Source organism: Bradyrhizobium sp. Ken64 (assembly GCF_055807555.1).
In genome coordinates this window covers 107,934-124,214 of the sequence record NZ_JBVVPA010000004.1, presented here as the reverse complement: position 1 = coordinate 124,214, position 16,281 = coordinate 107,934, and the positions used below count along the sequence as shown (strand labels likewise).

The 16,281-nt window shown below is 66.1% G+C and carries 14 protein-coding genes; 7 read left to right on the top strand and 7 right to left on the bottom strand.

What is annotated here, in order from left to right; all coding sequences use genetic code 11:
- Window positions 1-2 precede the first annotated feature (2 nt).
- Window positions 3-914: a DMT family transporter gene (locus AC0L2F_RS08790; RefSeq protein ID WP_473248137.1), complete on the bottom strand. Its 912-nt coding sequence runs from the start codon at window positions 912-914 to the stop codon at window positions 3-5.
- Between the two features lie 99 nt (window positions 915-1,013).
- On the opposite strand from AC0L2F_RS08790, the gene AC0L2F_RS08785 reads away from it, so the two are divergent.
- Complete coding sequence (locus AC0L2F_RS08785; protein WP_473248288.1) at window positions 1,014-1,877, top strand: LysR family transcriptional regulator; 864 nt, start codon at window positions 1,014-1,016, stop codon at window positions 1,875-1,877.
- A gap of 240 nt (window positions 1,878-2,117) precedes the next feature.
- Here the strand turns inward: AC0L2F_RS08785 and pdeM are convergent, their stop codons facing one another.
- The 4 genes from pdeM to AC0L2F_RS08765 form a co-directional block, all read right to left on the bottom strand.
- Entirely contained in the window at window positions 2,118-2,816 is a 699-nt protein-coding gene (gene pdeM, locus AC0L2F_RS08780) for a ligase-associated DNA damage response endonuclease PdeM (protein WP_473248136.1), read from the bottom strand.
- A 115-nt stretch (window positions 2,817-2,931) separates the two neighbouring features.
- Entirely contained in the window at window positions 2,932-5,508 is a 2,577-nt protein-coding gene (locus AC0L2F_RS08775) for a ligase-associated DNA damage response DEXH box helicase (protein ID WP_473248135.1), read from the bottom strand.
- A 203-nt stretch (window positions 5,509-5,711) separates the two neighbouring features.
- Window positions 5,712-6,941: an ABC transporter substrate-binding protein gene (locus tag AC0L2F_RS08770; protein WP_473248134.1), complete on the bottom strand. Its 1,230-nt coding sequence runs from the start codon at window positions 6,939-6,941 to the stop codon at window positions 5,712-5,714.
- Between the two features lie 114 nt (window positions 6,942-7,055).
- Window positions 7,056-7,982 (bottom strand): class I SAM-dependent DNA methyltransferase, encoded by a 927-nt coding sequence (locus AC0L2F_RS08765; protein ID WP_473248133.1) that lies wholly within the window; start codon window positions 7,980-7,982, stop codon window positions 7,056-7,058.
- A gap of 65 nt (window positions 7,983-8,047) precedes the next feature.
- Here AC0L2F_RS08765 and AC0L2F_RS08760 point away from each other — a divergent pair, with 65 nt between their 5' ends.
- The 5 genes from AC0L2F_RS08760 (at window position 8,048) to AC0L2F_RS08740 (ending at window position 13,721) form a co-directional block, all read left to right on the top strand.
- Window positions 8,048-9,085, top strand: coding sequence for a ligase-associated DNA damage response exonuclease (locus tag AC0L2F_RS08760; protein WP_473248132.1), 1,038 nt, complete (start codon window positions 8,048-8,050; stop codon window positions 9,083-9,085).
- Window positions 9,082-10,959, top strand: a complete 1,878-nt coding sequence (locus AC0L2F_RS08755) for an ATP-dependent DNA ligase (RefSeq protein WP_473248131.1) — start codon at window positions 9,082-9,084, stop codon at window positions 10,957-10,959. The genes AC0L2F_RS08760 and AC0L2F_RS08755 overlap by 4 nt, the downstream gene beginning before the upstream one ends.
- 313 nt (window positions 10,960-11,272) lie before the next feature.
- Entirely contained in the window at window positions 11,273-11,575 is a 303-nt protein-coding gene (locus AC0L2F_RS08750) for a DUF6460 domain-containing protein (RefSeq protein WP_063994549.1), read from the top strand.
- A gap of 78 nt (window positions 11,576-11,653) precedes the next feature.
- Window positions 11,654-12,388 carry an MBL fold metallo-hydrolase gene (locus AC0L2F_RS08745; protein WP_473248130.1) on the top strand — a complete coding sequence of 245 codons (735 nt, stop codon included), beginning with the start codon at window positions 11,654-11,656 and terminating at the stop codon, window positions 12,386-12,388.
- Between the two features lies 1 nt (window position 12,389).
- Window positions 12,390-13,721: an MATE family efflux transporter gene (locus AC0L2F_RS08740; RefSeq protein ID WP_473248129.1), complete on the top strand. Its 1,332-nt coding sequence runs from the start codon at window positions 12,390-12,392 to the stop codon at window positions 13,719-13,721.
- A gap of 99 nt (window positions 13,722-13,820) precedes the next feature.
- Here AC0L2F_RS08740 and AC0L2F_RS08735 read toward each other — a convergent pair whose 3' ends face one another.
- Both AC0L2F_RS08735 and AC0L2F_RS08730 read right to left on the bottom strand, forming a co-directional pair.
- On the bottom strand, window positions 13,821-14,918 hold the full coding sequence (locus AC0L2F_RS08735; RefSeq protein ID WP_027515238.1) for a quinone-dependent dihydroorotate dehydrogenase: 1,098 nt from the start codon (window positions 14,916-14,918) through the stop codon (window positions 13,821-13,823).
- Window positions 14,915-15,259: a DUF952 domain-containing protein gene (locus AC0L2F_RS08730; protein WP_063994546.1), complete on the bottom strand. Its 345-nt coding sequence runs from the start codon at window positions 15,257-15,259 to the stop codon at window positions 14,915-14,917. The genes AC0L2F_RS08735 and AC0L2F_RS08730 overlap by 4 nt, the downstream gene beginning before the upstream one ends.
- A gap of 289 nt (window positions 15,260-15,548) precedes the next feature.
- On the opposite strand from AC0L2F_RS08730, the gene AC0L2F_RS08725 reads away from it, so the two are divergent.
- On the top strand, window positions 15,549-16,202 hold the full coding sequence (locus tag AC0L2F_RS08725; protein WP_007605025.1) for a S24 family peptidase: 654 nt from the start codon (window positions 15,549-15,551) through the stop codon (window positions 16,200-16,202).
- The last annotated feature ends 79 nt before the right edge of the window (window positions 16,203-16,281 follow it).

Here is a 16,281-nt window from a genome sequence, read left to right as displayed (position 1 = left end):
TGTTACGAGACGAATTTGGCGGGCCGCGTCACCAAGTAGATGCCAAGTGCGACCGGGATGATTCCGAGCAGATCGCGCGCCTCGACGTGCTCGCCAAGCACGATGAAGGCGAACAGCATGCCGAGCGGCGGCATCAGGAAATGATAGGCACTGGCGGCCGTCGCGCCACACACTTTCAGGAGATGAAACCAGAGCCAGTAGGCGAGGATCGAGCCGCCGAGCACGAGGAAGGCGAAGGCGCCGATCAGGCCCGGCGTGACGTCGATGGCACGAAGATCGGCGAAGGTCAGCGCGACCGGCGTCAGCACGAAGCCGGCGGCGAGATTCTGCACGCCATTGCCGATCCATAGACTTCCCTTCGGGGCGAGCAGCTTGAACAAGATGGTGCCGGCAACGAGGGAGGCGAGCGAGGCCAGCGTGAACACGATGCCGTGCAGCGAGTCGGTGCCGACGGACAGGCGATGCCAGACGATCAAGGTCACGCCGATGATGCCGAGCAGGAGGCCGCTCGCCTTGCGCCAGGTCATGCCTTCGCCGAGCAGCAGCGCGGCGAGGCCCGCCGTGAACACCGGATTGGCCGACACGATCAGGCCGCCGAGGCCGGCGGAGACCGACTGCAGGCCGGTGTAGCCGAGGCCCAGATAGAGCGCGTTGTTGGCGACGCCGAGAACGGCGAAGATCGCGGCATCGCGCCAGGACAGCGACCAATCGTCGCCGCGGACGAGCGTGGCACCGAGGATCAAGATGCCGGCGAGCGAAAAGCGCGCGGCGAGCAGGATCAGCGGCGGGCAATGGGTGACGCCGATCTTGCCGGCGACGAAGGCGTAGCTCCAGAGCAGGCAGAACAGGCCGATCGCAAGCGGCAGCGTGTTGAAGCGGCTGCGGGGAACGGCAAGCGAGGGGGCGAGCGACATGAGGGACATTCTCCTGTGCCCTCGATCTAGCGACCCGGCTTGTCATTTGGAAATTAAATGATTAACTTACCATAAGTGGATTTTCGAATGGATGCGCCCATGCTCGATCTGGAGCTCCTGCGCAGCTTCGTCTCGGTGGTCGATGCCGGCGGCTTCACTCGCGCCGGCGAGCGCGTCCATCGCACCCAGTCGACCGTCAGCCAGCAGATCAAGCGGCTGGAGGAGGATGTCGGCCAGGTCCTGCTGCATCGCGACGGCAAGGACGTGCGCCCGACGGAGGCCGGCGAACGGCTGCTGTCCTATGCGCGACGGCTGTTGTCGCTTGCGGAAGAGGCCCGCGACGTGCTGCGCCAGCCCGACGGCGAAGGCGCGATCCGGCTCGGCATTCCCGAGGATTTTGCGGCCTATCGGCTGGCGAAACTGCTCGGCGCCTTCTCGCGCTCGCATCCGGGGCTCCGGCTCGATGTGCGCGCCGACCAGAGCAAGCATCTTGCCCGCGACCTCGATCGCGGCGAGCTCGACCTCGCACTGTTCAAGCGCGAAGCGGGTGAGAAGGGCGCGATCGCGGTGTGGCCGGAGCAGGTGCACTGGGTCACCAGCAAGAGCCATCCGATCGATGCCAGCGCACCGTCGGTGCCGCTGATCGGCTTTCCGCTCGGCTGCCTCTACCGCGCCGGCGCCATCCACGCGCTGGAGAGCGCGGGCCGCATCTGGCACATGTCCTACACCTCATCGAGCCTCGCCGGCATCCAGGCCGCGGTCGCGGCCGGCATGGGCTTGAGCATCCTGTCGGAGATGGCGATCCAGTCCGACCATCGCGTGCTGACCGCAAAGGACGGCTTTGCGCCGATCAACCGGACCGAGGTGGCGTTGATGGCCGCGCCGGGCGCCAGCCCCGCGACGCTGCGGCTCGCCGATCGGCTCGCGGAGTTCTGCGACGACGTGCAGGCGAAGGCGGCGTGAATCGTTGCGATAGTCGCGATCTGTCGCCGCCAGACCGGTATGTTCCCTCCCCCCTTGTGGGGGAGGGTTAGGGAGAGGGGTACCACACGGGGACTCCCTCGAGGAGCGCGCGCCGCACGAGCGCAGATGGATAGACCTTTTCCTGGGCTACCCCCCTCCCCCGCCCTCCCCCACAAGGGGGGAGGGAGCGCAGTTGTGCACGTGGTGAGAGTGTTCAGCCCCGATTGAAGCGATAGCTAATCAATAACACCGTGACGCGGCAATCGCGTGGACGCGGCGGTCGCCGAGCAAATGCGCGACAAAACCGTTCTTCGGAAAGATTTTTGCAAACGCCACGTCGCGGATGTTGAGGCCGCCGGCATAGGCGCCGAAGGCGGGCATCACGGCGCGCTCGCCGTCACTGGCGAAACAGCGGCGCTCCATCGAACGGCCACGCGCGGAGACGCGGGCCTTGGGATGGAGATGGCCGGAGATCTCGCCGCATGCGCCGGTCGGCTCGTGGCGGAAGGTGATCGGGCCGATCGCGACTTCGTCGGCGACCGTGCCGCCGAGATCGCTCGGCAGCATCGGATCGTGGTTGCCCGAGATCCAGATCCAGTCGCGGCCAGCCTGCAAGGCGGCGACCGCGTCGCGATCCTGAGCCGACAGCCGTCCGTGCGCGGTGCGATCGTGAAAACTGTCGCCGAGCGCTATGACGATCCGCGGATCATGGCGGGAGATGACAGCAGCGAGCCGGCCAAGGGTCGCGATGGTGTCGTAAGGCGGCAGCAGCACGCCGCGCATGGCGAAGCTGGAACCTTTTTCCAGATGCAGGTCGGAGACGACGAGCAGGCGCTGCTCTTCCCAGAACAGCGCGCCGGAGAGATCGGCGATGAACGGAATACCTACGACGTCAACGCTGCGCGTCGTCGTCACCGAAATTGCCACTTGCTCCGTCATGGCCGGGCTTGTCCCGGCCATCCACGTTCTTGCCACGGAGACAAAGACGTGGATGCCCGGGTCAAGCCCGGGCATGACGGTGTGGATGGATCAGCGCGCCTCACTGGAAAATTCTCTATCCCATCGCCTCTTTGACGAGCTCGTCGGCGGCTTCGGCCAGGAGCTCGTCTCCAGCTTCGCCATAGACTGACTCGCGGCCGATTTCCAGCATCACGGGGACGGCGAGCGGGGAGACGCGATCGAGTTCCCGGTGCGTGATGCGGCCCTGGATGCGGGTAAGCATGTCGCTGAGCCGGCGCAGATCGAGCAGGCCGGTGGCGGCATCGGCCCGCGCGGCACGCAACAGCACGTGGTCGGCCTGGTGTTTTCGCAAGACGTCGTAGACGAGATCGGTCGAGAACAGCACCTGGCGGCGGCTCTTCTCCTCGCCGGTGTGCCGGCGCGCGATCAGGCCGGAGATAATCGCGCAATTGCGGAACGTGCGCTTCATCAGCGCGGATTCGGCAAGCCATGCTTCGAGATCGTCGCCGAGCATGTCGGGATCGAACAGCGTGTCGAGGTCGATCCTGCCGTCCCGGATCATGAAGGACATGTCGCCGAGCGCCCAGACCGCGATCGCATATTCGTTGGCGACAAAGCCGAGCGGCCGAGCGCGGGCGCGCTCCAGCCGGCGCGTCAACAGCATGCCGAGCGTCTGATGCGCGAGACGGCCTTCGAACGGATAGCAGACGATGTAATGCTTGTTGGCGCGAGGAAAACTCTCGACCAGTAGCTCGCGCACCGCCGGCACGCGCGAGACGTCCTTTTGCAGCGACAGCCAGTCGCGCACCTGCTCCGGCAAGGCGCCCCACGCGCGCCCGTCGTCGAGCAGGCGGCGAACGCGTTCGGCCAGATAGGTCGAGAGCGGAAACTTGCCGCCCATATAGGACGGTACTTTCGGGTCTTTGTCGTTGGCGCGCGAGACATAGACCTGGTCCTCGACCAGGGTTTCGTAGCGCACCACCTCGCCCGAGAACACGAAGGTGTCGCCGGGCGAGAGGCCTTCGATGAAGGCTTCCTCGATCTCGCCGAGCAGCCTGCCGCCGCGCGCGATCACGCCTGTCGATCCGCCTGCTTTTCCTTGACCACCGCCGCGCGAGCGCACCAGCCGCACCTTCAGCATGTCATCCTCGACGATGGTGCCGACATTCATCCGGTAGCTCTGCCGGACCTTCGGATTGGCGACGCGCCAGCGCCCTTCCTTGTCCTGCTTGATGCGCGCGAAGCGCTCATAGGTCTTCAGCGCGTAGCCGCCGGAGGCGACGAAATCGACCACGTCATCGAAATCCTGCCGCGTGAGATCGGCGTAGGGCGCCGCGGTGCGCACCTCGTCGTAGAGCTCGTCGGAGAGAAACGGCTCGCCGCAGGCGCAGCCGAGCACGTGCTGTGCCAGCACGTCGAGCGCACCGATCCGCAGCGGCGGCGTGTCCTGCGCGTTCTCCGCGATGGCGTCGATGGCGACGCGGCACTCCAGCACCTCGAAGCGGTTCGCGGGCACCAGCACCGCGCGCGAGGCTTCGTCGAGCCGGTGGTTGGCGCGGCCGATGCGCTGCATCAGGCGCGAGGAACCCTTGGGCGCGCCGATATTGACGACGAGATCGACGTCGCCCCAGTCGACGCCAAGGTCTAGCGAGGAGGTGCAGACCACGCCGCGCAAGCGTCCCGCCGACATGGCGTCCTCGACCTTGCGGCGCTGGGCGACGTCGAGTGAGCCGTGATGCAGCGCGATGGCAAGGTTGTCGTCGTTCATGCTCCAGAGATTCTGGAACAGCATCTCGGCCTGGCTGCGGGTGTTGACGAAAACCAGCGTGGTCTTGTTCGCCTTGATCAGCTCGTAGATCTCGGGAAGCGCATGGCGCGCGCTGTGGCCGGCCCAGGGCAGGCGTTCGCGCGTGTCCATCATCTCGACCAGCGGCGGCGCCGCGCCGCCGGCGACGACGATGTCGGCCGCCGCTTCCTTGCCGCCGGGCTGCGGCACCAGGAAGCGCGCCAGCGATTCCGGCTCGGCCACGGTCGCCGACAGGCCGATCGCGCGCATCTGAGGCGCCAGCCGCCACAGCCGCGCGAGGCCGAGGGAGAGAAGATCGCCACGCTTGGAGGTCACCAGCGCATGCAGCTCGTCGAGCACGATGCGCTTCAGCGAGGAGAACAGGAACGGCGCGTCATCGGAGGACAGCAGCAGGGCAAGCTGCTCCGGCGTCGTCAGCAAAATGTCCGGCGGATAGCGACGCTGCCGCTGCCGCCGCGATGTTGGTGTGTCGCCGGTGCGGGTCTCGATCTTGATCGGCAGCGCCATCTCGGCAACGGGACGCTCGAGGTTGCGCGCGATATCGACCGCGAGCGCCTTGAGCGGCGAGATGTAGAGCGTGTGCAGGCCGCCACTGCGTTGCAGGCTGCGGCCGGTGGAGACCACGGATTTCGCCGAAGCTTTGGGCGCAGAGCTCAGCTCGACCAGCGTCGGCAGAAATCCCGCCAGCGTCTTGCCGGCGCCGGTGGGCGCGATCAGCAATGCAGACCGATCCTCGCGCGCTTTCTCCAGCAGCGCCAATTGATGCGCGCGCGGCGACCAGCCGCGGGCTGCGAACCACGCCTGGAAGCGGTCGGGCAACAGCGCGGCAGGCTCGGCCGGGATTTTGCGGATGCGGGGCGGCACGGCATCACAGGTAAGCCGTGGGGGTGGGTTCGTCGAGGGGGCTTACTTCGCCTCTCCCCGCTTGCGGGGAGAGGCCGGCGCGAAGCGACGGGTGAGGGGGAGCATCCGCAAGGGCAACTGCTGCCGTCCCCGCGGAGGCTCCCCCTCACCCTACCCTCTCCCCGCAGGCGGGGAGAGGGGAAGAGACAGCGGCGTACGCCACCCTACTCCGACATCGGCTTGTCGGAGATGTCCCAGTCCTTGCCCGTGAAGGTGGAGATGAAGAGCGTCTTCATCGGCGTGTAGTTCTCCGGCGTGTAGCTGTAGGTGACGCCGTCGAGGAAATAGGGCGAGTGGAAACCCGCGAGGGTCGAGGCCTGCTTCAGCACGTTGGCGCGGGTGAGCTCGTCGCCGCAGCGGCGCAGGATCTCGCCCATGGTGACGGCCTGGCCGTAGCCGGCGAAGGCGATGGTGTTGTCCTGATCGATCGCCGGCGTGTACTTCTTGCGCAGCTCCTCGAACGCCATCACGTCGGGGTCCTTCTCCCATTTGGGCAGGCCGACCTCCTTGTTGTAGCGGATGGCGACGATGCCGGCGGCGTTCTCCAGGCCCGCGGCATTGAGGATCGAGCGGCCGGTCGAGCCGGCCGACAGCAGCTGCAGCGGCTTCCAGCCGAGCTCGGCCACTTTCCGGATCGACTGCGACGACGCCTTGCCGGTGGAGATGTTGTAGAAGACGTCCGCACCCGATTTCGAGAGGTTGATGAGCTGGGAATCGACGGTCGGATCGGTCAGATCGTAGGTCTGCTCCATGATCACCTTGGCGGTGCCGCCGGCGTCTTCCAGAACCTTCTTGAAGGGGCCGAGGAAGTCGCGGCCGAAATCGTCGTTCTGGTAGAGGATGCCGACCTTCGCGTTCGGCTTCACGCTGACGACGTGCCGCGCCAGGATGCGCGCCTCGGTCGGATAGAGCGGGAGGCCCGCCATGGTCCATTTGAACTCTTTCGGGTTATTCCACTTCGACGCGCCGGTGTTCAGCAGCAGCTGCGGCACGCCCTTCGAGTTCAGGTATTTGTGCACGGCGGTCTGCGGGGCGGTGCCGAGCGAGCCGTAGAGCGCGAGCACCTCCTCCTGCTCGACCAGGCGCCGCGTCGCCTCGACACATTTCGGCGCGCTGTAGGCATCGTCCATGGTGAGGAATTTGACTTTGCGTCCGTTGATGCCGCCCTTCTCGTTCAGCATCTGGAAATAGGCTTCGCCGATGCGCCCGAGCACGCCGTAGAGCGAGCCGGGGCCGGAATGCGGCACGGTCTGCCCGATCTTGATCTCGGTGTCGCTGGCGCCGGCGTCGTATTTCTTCTCCGCGGCCCAGACGTAGGGCGCGGGCAAGGTGGATGCCGCGATGGTGGCGAGCGCGGCGGCGCTGAAATCGCGCCGCGATGGATTCTTCGTCATTGTGTGTTTCTCCCTAGCGAGGACATTGTGCTGGCATCGCGGCACGTGTCGCAAGTGGGAAGTCACGGCTTTGCGACGCAATGACGCTCAAAGCCTCGCGTATAGCGCCTAGACTCAAGTTTTCTCGGCGACCACGACGAGACCCCGCACCGGCTCGTTGTTCTCGGTGCGTGGCGAGGCCCGCTCCAATGTGAGGAGCTTGAGGCCGGCCCGCGCCATCGCATCGCGCACATATTCCGCCGAATGGGCATAGCGCAGGCCTTCGCCGAGAACGATCCCGCTGCCGTCATGGGTCTCCAGCGTGAACGCGAGCACGCCACCGGGCGCGAGCACGCGCCCGGCCTCACTGAGCACCGGCGCGAGATCGGGGAGATAGACGAACGCATCGGCGGCGACGACGAGGTTCGCGCTCGCATCGCCCTTGCTGCGCAGGCCTTCGATCATGTCGGCGGCTTCGAGTTCGGCATAGAGGCCCGTTGCGCGCGCCTCCTTGACCATGCCGGGCGACAGATCGATGCCGATGAACTGGTCGACCTGTTTTGCGAAGGCGGCGGCCGCAAGCCCCGTACCGCAGCCGAGATCCATGGCGCGCTTGAACAGGGCGGGCTTCTTCGCGGCGACGCGGGCAGCCACCACCGCCTTGAAGATCAGCGACGGGGCGCGATAGCCGAGATCGTTGATCAGCACGTGCTCGAAGCGCGGCGCGTATTGATCGAACAAGGCCTGCACATAGGCCTTGGGCATCTCGGACAATTGCGCGTCGCCGAGGCGTATCAGATGCAGATGAGCGCCGTGCTGATCGCTCGGATCGGACTCGCGCGATTTGCGAAAGGCCGCAATGGCCTTTTGGCGCTCGCCGAGTTGCGCGCGGATCTCGCCGAGCGTGAACCAGGCCGAGGTGAAATTCGGCGCAAGCTCGATGGTCTGCTCCAGCAGGTCGGCCGCCGCCGCCAGATCGCCCTTGAGCTGGAGGTCGCGCGCGAACTCGAAGCGGCGGTCGGCCATCAGGTCGCCGGAGGTCAGGAACAGGCGCAGGGGCATTGGGGGAACCAGGGAACGAAGCGGTGATGACTCGAAGATGCGGGGTCGCAACCTATATAACAGGCATGCGTCCGCAAGACATCCTGCTGCCAGTTGCCGCCGGCCTATGCTGCAAGCCGGGCGGCTTCCATATCGACCCCGTCCGCCCGGTCGAGCGGGCCGTGATCACCCACGGCCATTCCGACCACGCCCGCGCCGGCCACGGCGCGGTGCTGGCGACGCAGGAAACGCTGGACATGATGCGGCTGCGCTACGGCGAGAATTTCGCCGGCTCGACGCAGGCGATCCGCTATGGCGAGGAGATTCGGCTCGGCGATGTCCGCGTCAAGTTTCACCCGGCCGGCCATGTGCTCGGTTCGGCGCAGGTCGCGGTCAGCTGCAAGGACACCTGCATCGTCGCCTCGGGCGACTACAAGGACGCACCAGACCCGACCTGCACGCCGTTCGAGCTCGTATCCTGCGACGTCTTCATCACCGAGGCGACGTTCGGCTTGCCGGTGTTTCGGCATGGCGATGCCGCCGACGAGGTCAAGAAGCTGCTGGCGTCGGTGGCGCTGTTTCCGGAGCGCGCGCATCTCGTCGGCGCCTATTCGCTCGGCAAAGCGCAGCGCGTGATCGCGCTGCTGCGCCAGGCGGGCTACGACGCGCCGATCTATCTGCATGGCGCGATGGAGAAGATCACGCATTACTATCAGAGCCGCGGAATCGAGCTCGGCGATCTCAGGCCGGTGAAGGGCGTGAAGAAGGCGGCGCTCGCCGGCACCATCACGCTGGCGCCGCCCTCTGCGACATCCGATCTCTGGACCCGCCGGTTTCCAGATCCGGTCACGGCCTTCGCCTCCGGCTGGATGCGGGTGCGCGCCCGCGCGCGGCAGCGCGGCATCGAGCTGCCGCTGGTGATCTCGGATCACGCCGATTGGGACGGCCTCACCGCCACGATCGCGGCGACCGGCGCCGGCGAGATCTGGGTTACCCATGGCCAGGAAGACGCGCTGGTGCATTGGTGCCAGAGCAAGGGTTTGCGGGCGCGACCGCTCGATCTCGTCGGCTATGGCGACGAGGAGGAGACCGAGACGCCGCTCGCTGACGAGGCCGAAGCATGAACCGCTTCGCCGAGCTTCTCGACCGCCTCGCGTACGAGCCCGGCCGCAACAACAAGCTGCGGCTGATCACCAGCTATTTTCGCGAGGTCGCCGATCCCGACCGCGGCTATGCCCTGGCGGCGCTGACCGGCGCGCTGAGTTTCAAGCACGCAAAACCTTCTCTGCTGCGCGATCTTATCGCCCAGCGAACTGACCCGGTCTTGTTCGGCCTATCCTGGGACTATGTCGGCGATCTCTCCGAGACGATCGCGCTGATGTGGCCGAAGCGCAGCGCAAACAACGGCGAGTCTTTTCCGAGCCACCCCTCTCCCCCGCCCTCCCCCACAGGGGGGGAGGGAGCGCAGTTGCGCGCGCCGCTGTCAGTGAGCGCGACAACTGACAGCCATTCCCAAAGTGATGGACGCACGGCTCTCTCCGTTCCCTCCCCCCTTGTGGGGGAGGGTCAGGGAGGGGGGGACTCCGGGCGAGATGCTGGAGAGTCCTTCCGCCCGCGCAACCACAACAACCCGCCGCCGCCGACGCTGACCGAGGTCGTCACCACGCTACGCACGCTCGGCAAGACCGAGCTACCAAAACAGCTCGAGCGCTGGCTCGACGAGCTGGACGAGACCGGCCGCTGGGCGCTGTTGAAGCTCGTCACCGGCGCATTGCGCATCGGTATCTCCGCGCGCCTGGCCAAGACCGCGGCCGCTGCGCTCGGTGACAAGGATCCGCATGAGGTGGAGCTGATCTGGCCTGGTCTCGCGCCACCCTATCTCGACCTGTTCGCCTGGCTGGAAGGCCGCGGCGACAAGCCGGTCAATCGCGATCCCGCGCCGTTTCGCCCGGTGATGCTGGCGCATGCGATCGAAGACACGGATTTCGCCGCGCTCGATCCCGCCGACTACATCGCCGAATGGAAATGGGACGGCATCCGCGTGCAGGCGGTGGCGGGCCGCGACGAGCGCGGCCACATCACCGCGCGGCTCTATTCGCGCACCGGCGAGGACATCACGGGAAGCTTTCCGGATCTCGTGCCGTCCTTGCGCCTGCCCGGCGCCATCGACGGCGAGCTTCTGATCCTGCGCGAGGGACGCGTGCAGAGTTTCAACGTCCTGCAACAGCGGCTCAACCGCAAGGTCGTGTCTCCGAAGCTGATCAAGGAGTTTCCGATTCATCTACGCGCCTACGATCTGCTCGGCGACGACGAGAACGATTTGCGCGAGCTGCCGTTTGCGGAGCGCCGCGAACGGCTGGAGATCTTCATCAGCAAGCTTGACGATCCCCGCATCGATCTCTCCCCTACGGTCCCGTTCGCAAGCTGGGAGGCGCTGACCGCCGCACGCGCCGATCCCGCGAGCGCCGGTGCGGGCGAAGACGCGGACGCCGTCGAAGGCGTGATGCTGAAGCGGCGCGATGCACCCTATTTGCCGGGACGGCCGAAGGGACAGTGGTGGAAGTGGAAGCGCGATCCGCACATCATCGACGCCGTGCTGATGTATGCGCAGCGCGGCCACGGCAAGCGCTCGTCCTACTATTCCGACTACACCTTCGGCGTCTGGACCGCAGGCGCGGGCAGTGACGAACTGGTGCCGGTCGGAAAAGCCTATTTCGGCTTCACTGACGAGGAGCTGCTCCAGATCGACCGCTTCGTGCGTCGCAATACCACCGAAAAATTCGGCCCCGTCCGCCACGTCGTGCACGAGCCCGACAAGGGCTTGGTGCTGGAGGTCGCCTTCGAGGGGCTGCAGCGCTCGCCGCGGCACAAATCCGGCGTCGCGATGCGCTTTCCCCGCATCAGCCGCTTACGCTGGGACAAGCCGCCGCGGGAGGCCGACCGGCTGGAAACGCTGGAGAAGATGCTGAAAGCGGAGGCGGCGGAGATTGAGGCGTGAGGGGAGACGGAGTTAGAGCCCAGGTGCAGCCACCCGGCAGGTGCGCTCCCTCGCCCGCTTGCGGGAGAGGGTCGGGGAGAGGGTGCCTCCACATTGGGAATCCCCAAGAAGAGAGAGCCCTCACCCGCGCCTTGCGCGACCTCTCCCGCAAGCGGGAGAGGTCGCAGCGAGCTTGCGGCACGATCATCCCGCAACCAAGGCGTACCCGCCCTGCCCGAATTAAAATCCCGTAAGCTGATTGACGCGCCGTTGCGGGTTCCCCATGTCCCCCGCCTTGCCCTATGATAGGGTCGAATCCCCTGAGGAGTTTGAGATGGCCCACGACGTCAGAGATTTGCCGGCCGGCCGCAGTGACGGCCTGAACCGCTTTCTCGGCGGCTCGCCGCTGGCGGTCGCATTTCGCCTGGTGCTGCTCTCGATCCTCGTCGGCGTCGTGCTGGCGGCGATCGGCTTCGATCCCTGGAATATCATCTACAGCATTCGTCTTCTCTTCCAGCGTTTGTGGGATCTCGGCTTCGATACCGTGAACTGGCTGTGGCGCTACTTCCTGCTCGGCGCCGTGATCGTGATTCCGATCTGGCTGCTGATGCGCGTTTTCGGCGCGCCCCGCAGGTAAGTCGTTAGTTTTGAGCATGATCTTGTCGGAAAACCGCTCCACACTTTTCCGGATCATGCTCTAGGGAGCCAGCGGCCGATGCAATTGTGCTTTGTCGGCTGCGGCGACGCCTTCGGATCCGGCGGCAGGCTCAACACCTGCTTTCACGTCTCGGGGCGCGAGGCCAATGTCCTGATCGATTGCGGCGCGTCGGCTCTGCCGGCGCTGAAGCGACTGGAGATCGACCGCAATGAGATCGATCTCATCCTGATCACGCATTTCCACGGCGACCATTTTGCCGGGCTGCCGTTTGTCCTGCTGGACGCGCAATTCTCGCGGCGGACGCGGCCGCTCACGATCGCCGGCCCCAAGGGCATCGAGACGCGGCTGCGTGCGGTGATGGAGGTTCTGTTCGAGCACTCCTCGAAGACGAAACAGCGCTTCGAGCTGTCCGTCGTCGAGCTCGTGCCGGAGCAGAGCCAAAGCTTCGGCGCGGTGACGGTGACGCCCTATCCCGTCGTGCACGGCGAATCCGGCGGACCGTTCCTCGCCTATCGCGTCGAAGCGGAAGGCCGCGTCCTGGCCTACAGCGCCGATACCGAATGGACGGAGACGCTCATTCCGCTGGCGCATGGCGCCGACCTTTTCATCGCCGAAGCCTATATGTACGAGAAGGTGGTCAAGAATCACCTCAACCTGAAGACCTTGGAACAGCACCTTCCCGAAATCGGCGCAAAACGCCTCGTGCTCACCCATATGAGCGAAGACGTGCTGTCGCGCCTCGACGACATCGCCCACCTCGCCGCCGAAGACGGCATGGTGCTCGTGTTCTGACATGCACGCACCCGTTCACTTGAAGATCGGTTCCCGTCAGGTCTTCGCCATCGCGGGCCCCGCGATGGTCGCGAATCTCACCACGCCGTTGATCGGCGTGGTCTCGACCACCGCGATCGGACGGCTGGACGATGCCGCGCTGCTCGGCGGCGTCGCCATCGCGTCCGTCATCTTCGATTGCCTGTTCTGGCTGTTCGGCTTCCTGCGCATGAGCACGCTCGCCTTCACCGCGCAGGCGCTCGGCGCCGGCGAGACGCGCGAGCTGACCGCGATCCTGGTGCGCGGCTTCATCGTGGCCGGCCTGATCGGCGTAGCCCTGATCGCGCTGCAACTGCCACTGGCCTCCGTGCTGCTCGAGCTGATGGGCGGCAGCGAAGGCGTCACGCGCGCGGCGAAAACCTACTTCGTGATCCGAATCTGGTCGGCGCCGCTGGCGCTCGCCAATTACGTCATCCTCGGCTGGCTGGTCGGCCAGGCTCGCGCCAATCCGGCGCTCGCGCTCCAGGTTGTCATCAATCTCGTCAACGCGGCGGCGACGATCCTGCTGGTGCTGGTCTACGACACCGGCATCGCGGGTGCTGCGATCGCCGCGCTGCTGTCTGAAGCGGCAGGATTCGGGCTCGGCATGATCGTCTGCCGCCGTTATGCGGACGGCGGGTTCGCGGTGCCATACGCAGAGCTGTTCGACCGGGCCAAGCTGATGCGGCTGCTGGCGGTGAACTCCGACATCCTGATCCGCACCGCGGCGCTGATCGCGGTGTTTCTGTTTTTCACCGCCAAGGGCGCGCGGGCCGGCGACGTCACGCTGGCCGCCAATTCCGTGCTCAACAACTTTCTGCTGGTCAGCGCCTTCTTCCTCGATGGTCTTGCGAACGCAGCCCAGCAGCTTTGCGGCCGTACGCTCGGCGCACGCGACGCCAGGGGATTTGCGGATTCGACCCGGCTGGTGCTGCTATGGGGGCTCGGCTTCGCGCTGGCCGTGTCCGCGCTGTTTGCGCTGTTCGGGCCGAACTTGATCGATTTCATGACGACGAGCGAAGCCGTCCGTCGCGGCGCGCGGGAATTCCTGCCCTTCGTCGTGCTCGCGCCGATTCCCGGCGTGTTCGCCTTCGGCTTCGACGGAATCTATATCGGCGCGACCTGGGCGCGCGAGATGCGCAATCTGATGCTGGCCTCGCTCGCGATCTTCCTCGCCGCATGGTGGGCGCTGCAATCGTTCGGCAATGCCGGGCTGTGGAGTGCGCTGATCGCCTCCTACGTCTCGCGCGGCGGCTTGCAGGCCGCGCGCTATCCGGCGCTGTACAGGAAGACGTTTTCGAAGCAGTCGCTGTAACGCGTAGCCCGGATGGAGCGAAAGCGTAATCCGGGGCCTTCGCGTCCGCGGATAGAATCCCGGATTGCGCTGCGCTCCATCCGGGCTACGCGGCGCGAACTACATTCCCGGCCAGTCTTCCGCCGTCAGCGTGGCGGCGTCGGAGCCGACGATCTCGGAGAGAGAATCCCGCCCCGTGCGCAATAGCGTCGAGGCGAGGTCGCGCTTGATCTCGTCGACGAGGCCGAGGCCCTTGTAGACCAGCGAGGAATAGAGCTGGATCAGGCTCGCGCCGGCGCGGATCTTCGTCAGCGCGGCGCCGCCAGAATCCACGCCGCCGACGCCGATCAGGGGGAATGCGCCCTCGACGCGCACATAGGTCTCCGCGACCATCCGCGTTGATAGCCGGAACAGGGGCCGGCCGGACAGGCCGCCCTGCTCCCTGGCGCGCATCTCCTCGCGCAGCGTGCTCGGCCGCGCGATCGTGGTGTTCGACACGATCATGCCGTCGACCCGGCGCGAGCGCGCGACCTGCACGACGTCGTCGAGCTGGGCGAGGCTCAAATCCGGTGCGATCTTGAGCAGCACCGGCGTGTCGCCGGCGCTCTCGCGCACCCGCTGGCGCGCGTCGATCACCCTGGCGAGGAGATCGTCGAGCAGCGCGCCTTCCTGCAGATTGCGCAGGCCCGGCGTGTTCGGCGAGGAGACGTTGACGGTGAAATAGCTAGCGACCGGCGCAAAGGTCTCGATCAGCTTGACGTAATCGTTGACGCGATCGGGCGAGTCCTTGTTGGCGCCGACATTGACGCCGACGATGCCGCCGTGCTGCGCGCGCGCCGCGAGCCGGCGCAGCGCTGTCTCCGCGCCGTCATTGTTGAAGCCCATGCGGTTGATCACGGCCTCGTCGCGCTCCAGACGAAACAGCCGCGGTCGCGGATTGCCGCTTTGCGGCTTCGGCGTCACCGAGCCGATCTCGACAAAGCCGAAGCCGAGCCGCAGCAGCGCATCCGGCACTTCGGCGCTCTTGTCGAAGCCCGCGGCCATGCCGATCGGATTGGGGAAGTTGAGCCCGAACGCACGCACCGCAAGCTTGGGATCGTCAGCGTGCGGCTTGCCCGGCGGCAGGAAGCGCAGGCCCTGGATCGCGAGGCGATGCGCATCCTCCGGATCGAGCCAACGCAGCACCGGCAGCGAGAGAGCGTCGAAAGCGCGGATCACGGGGCAAGCTCCGGAACATCGTGGCCGCCGTCGGAGCGCGTGTTGAGGTTCATCACGGCAATCACCGCGCCGAGATCGAGTTCGCCATAGAGATGCGGAAACAGCTCCTCATTGCGCGAACGCTCCCAGCGCAATGCGCTGCCGAGTGCGTCGCCGTCGACCTCGACCAGGAACAGCGCGCGCTGCCCGAGATAATGCTTGCGCAGGGTCTCGGGAACCTGGGCGGCGGTCGAGAAATGGATGAATCCGTCGCGCAAATCGTCCGCGCTGCCGCCGTAGACACCCTGCCGTTCCGCCTCGCGCCAGGCCGAGGCCGGACAGATTTTGTAGATCTTGACCACCGCTTACGCAGCCCTGTTTGCTCGTTGAGTCTTTTGGGGTTTTTGGATCGTGCGGGTCCCTGAAACCCGGGCGCGACCGTAATGGCCGCCCCCTCCGAACTCAAGACTTAGAGCCATTTCCGCTCCGATGAAATCGAAGCAGGGCTCCAAATTCCTGTTTTGACGCATTCCTGGCGCGAACCGGTATCCGGTTCGCTTGAAAACACGCTCACTGCGCCCCTTGCGCAAAAAGCGGAAAACCGGTTGATTCGAGGATAGTTTTCCTGAGTTGCGACGGGCTGGACCTTTCATGGTCAGGCAGGCCAAAGCGCAGAGAATGCTCACTCACGACCGGATCTGGGGTGCACTGGATCGGCTGGCGGCGCGCGCCGGCCTGTCGCCGTCGGGCCTCGCCAAACGCGCCGGACTCGATCCCACCACCTTCAACAAGTCCAAGCGCGTCACCTCCGACGGCCGCGAGCGCTGGCCCTCGACCGAATCGATCGCGAAAGCGCTGGCGGCGGCAGATTCCTCGATCGACATTTTTGCCAGGCTGGTCGGCGACGAGGCAGGCGGCGGCCGCTCGGTGCCGCTGCTCCGCTTCGCGCTGGCAGGCGTGAGCGGCGCCTTCGACGAGTCCGGCTTTCCCATCGGCAAGGGCTGGATCGAATTTGCCCTTCCCGCCGTCGAAGGCAACCACAGCTTCGCGCTGCAGATTACTGGCGAAGCGCTTGCGCCTGCCTATCGCGACGGCGACATTATCCTGGTCGCGCCCGGCGCGCCGATCCACAAAGGGGATCGCGTGGTGGTGAAGACCAAGACTGGCGAGGTGACGGTGGCGACGCTGAAGCGCCGCACGACAAAGGCTCTGGAGTTGCAGCCGCTCGATGCCTCCCAGGCCGAGCGCAGGATGGCGGCGAGCGAGGTCGGTTGGATCGCCCGGATCGTGTGGGCAATCCAGTGATCGCGTCTCCCTTGCGCGTCGTGACCGGCGATGATTTCAGCCGCGCCGCGTTCGCCGCGGGCAGCCTTGCGACTCAGCG

What these genes read in the sequence shown, in the direction of transcription:
- AC0L2F_RS08755 (WP_473248131.1), top strand. Translation starts at nt 9,082, where the DNA reads ATGAACCGCTTCGCCGAGCTTCTCGACCGCCTCGCGTACGAGCCCGGC.
- AC0L2F_RS08750 (WP_063994549.1), top strand. Translation starts at nt 11,273, where the DNA reads ATGGCCCACGACGTCAGAGATTTGCCGGCCGGCCGCAGTGACGGCCTG.
- AC0L2F_RS08725 (WP_007605025.1), top strand. Translation starts at nt 15,549, where the DNA reads ATGGTCAGGCAGGCCAAAGCGCAGAGAATGCTCACTCACGACCGGATC.
- AC0L2F_RS08760 (WP_473248132.1), top strand. Translation starts at nt 8,048, where the DNA reads ATGCGTCCGCAAGACATCCTGCTGCCAGTTGCCGCCGGCCTATGCTGC.
- AC0L2F_RS08745 (WP_473248130.1), top strand. Translation starts at nt 11,654, where the DNA reads ATGCAATTGTGCTTTGTCGGCTGCGGCGACGCCTTCGGATCCGGCGGC.
- AC0L2F_RS08765 (WP_473248133.1), bottom strand. Translation starts at nt 7,982, where the DNA reads ATGCCCCTGCGCCTGTTCCTGACCTCCGGCGACCTGATGGCCGACCGC.
- AC0L2F_RS08770 (WP_473248134.1), bottom strand. Translation starts at nt 6,941, where the DNA reads ATGACGAAGAATCCATCGCGGCGCGATTTCAGCGCCGCCGCGCTCGCC.
- pdeM (WP_473248136.1), bottom strand. Translation starts at nt 2,816, where the DNA reads ATGACGGAGCAAGTGGCAATTTCGGTGACGACGACGCGCAGCGTTGAC.
- AC0L2F_RS08740 (WP_473248129.1), top strand. Translation starts at nt 12,390, where the DNA reads ATGCACGCACCCGTTCACTTGAAGATCGGTTCCCGTCAGGTCTTCGCC.
- AC0L2F_RS08785 (WP_473248288.1), top strand. Translation starts at nt 1,014, where the DNA reads ATGCTCGATCTGGAGCTCCTGCGCAGCTTCGTCTCGGTGGTCGATGCC.
- AC0L2F_RS08790 (WP_473248137.1), bottom strand. Translation starts at nt 914, where the DNA reads ATGTCGCTCGCCCCCTCGCTTGCCGTTCCCCGCAGCCGCTTCAACACG.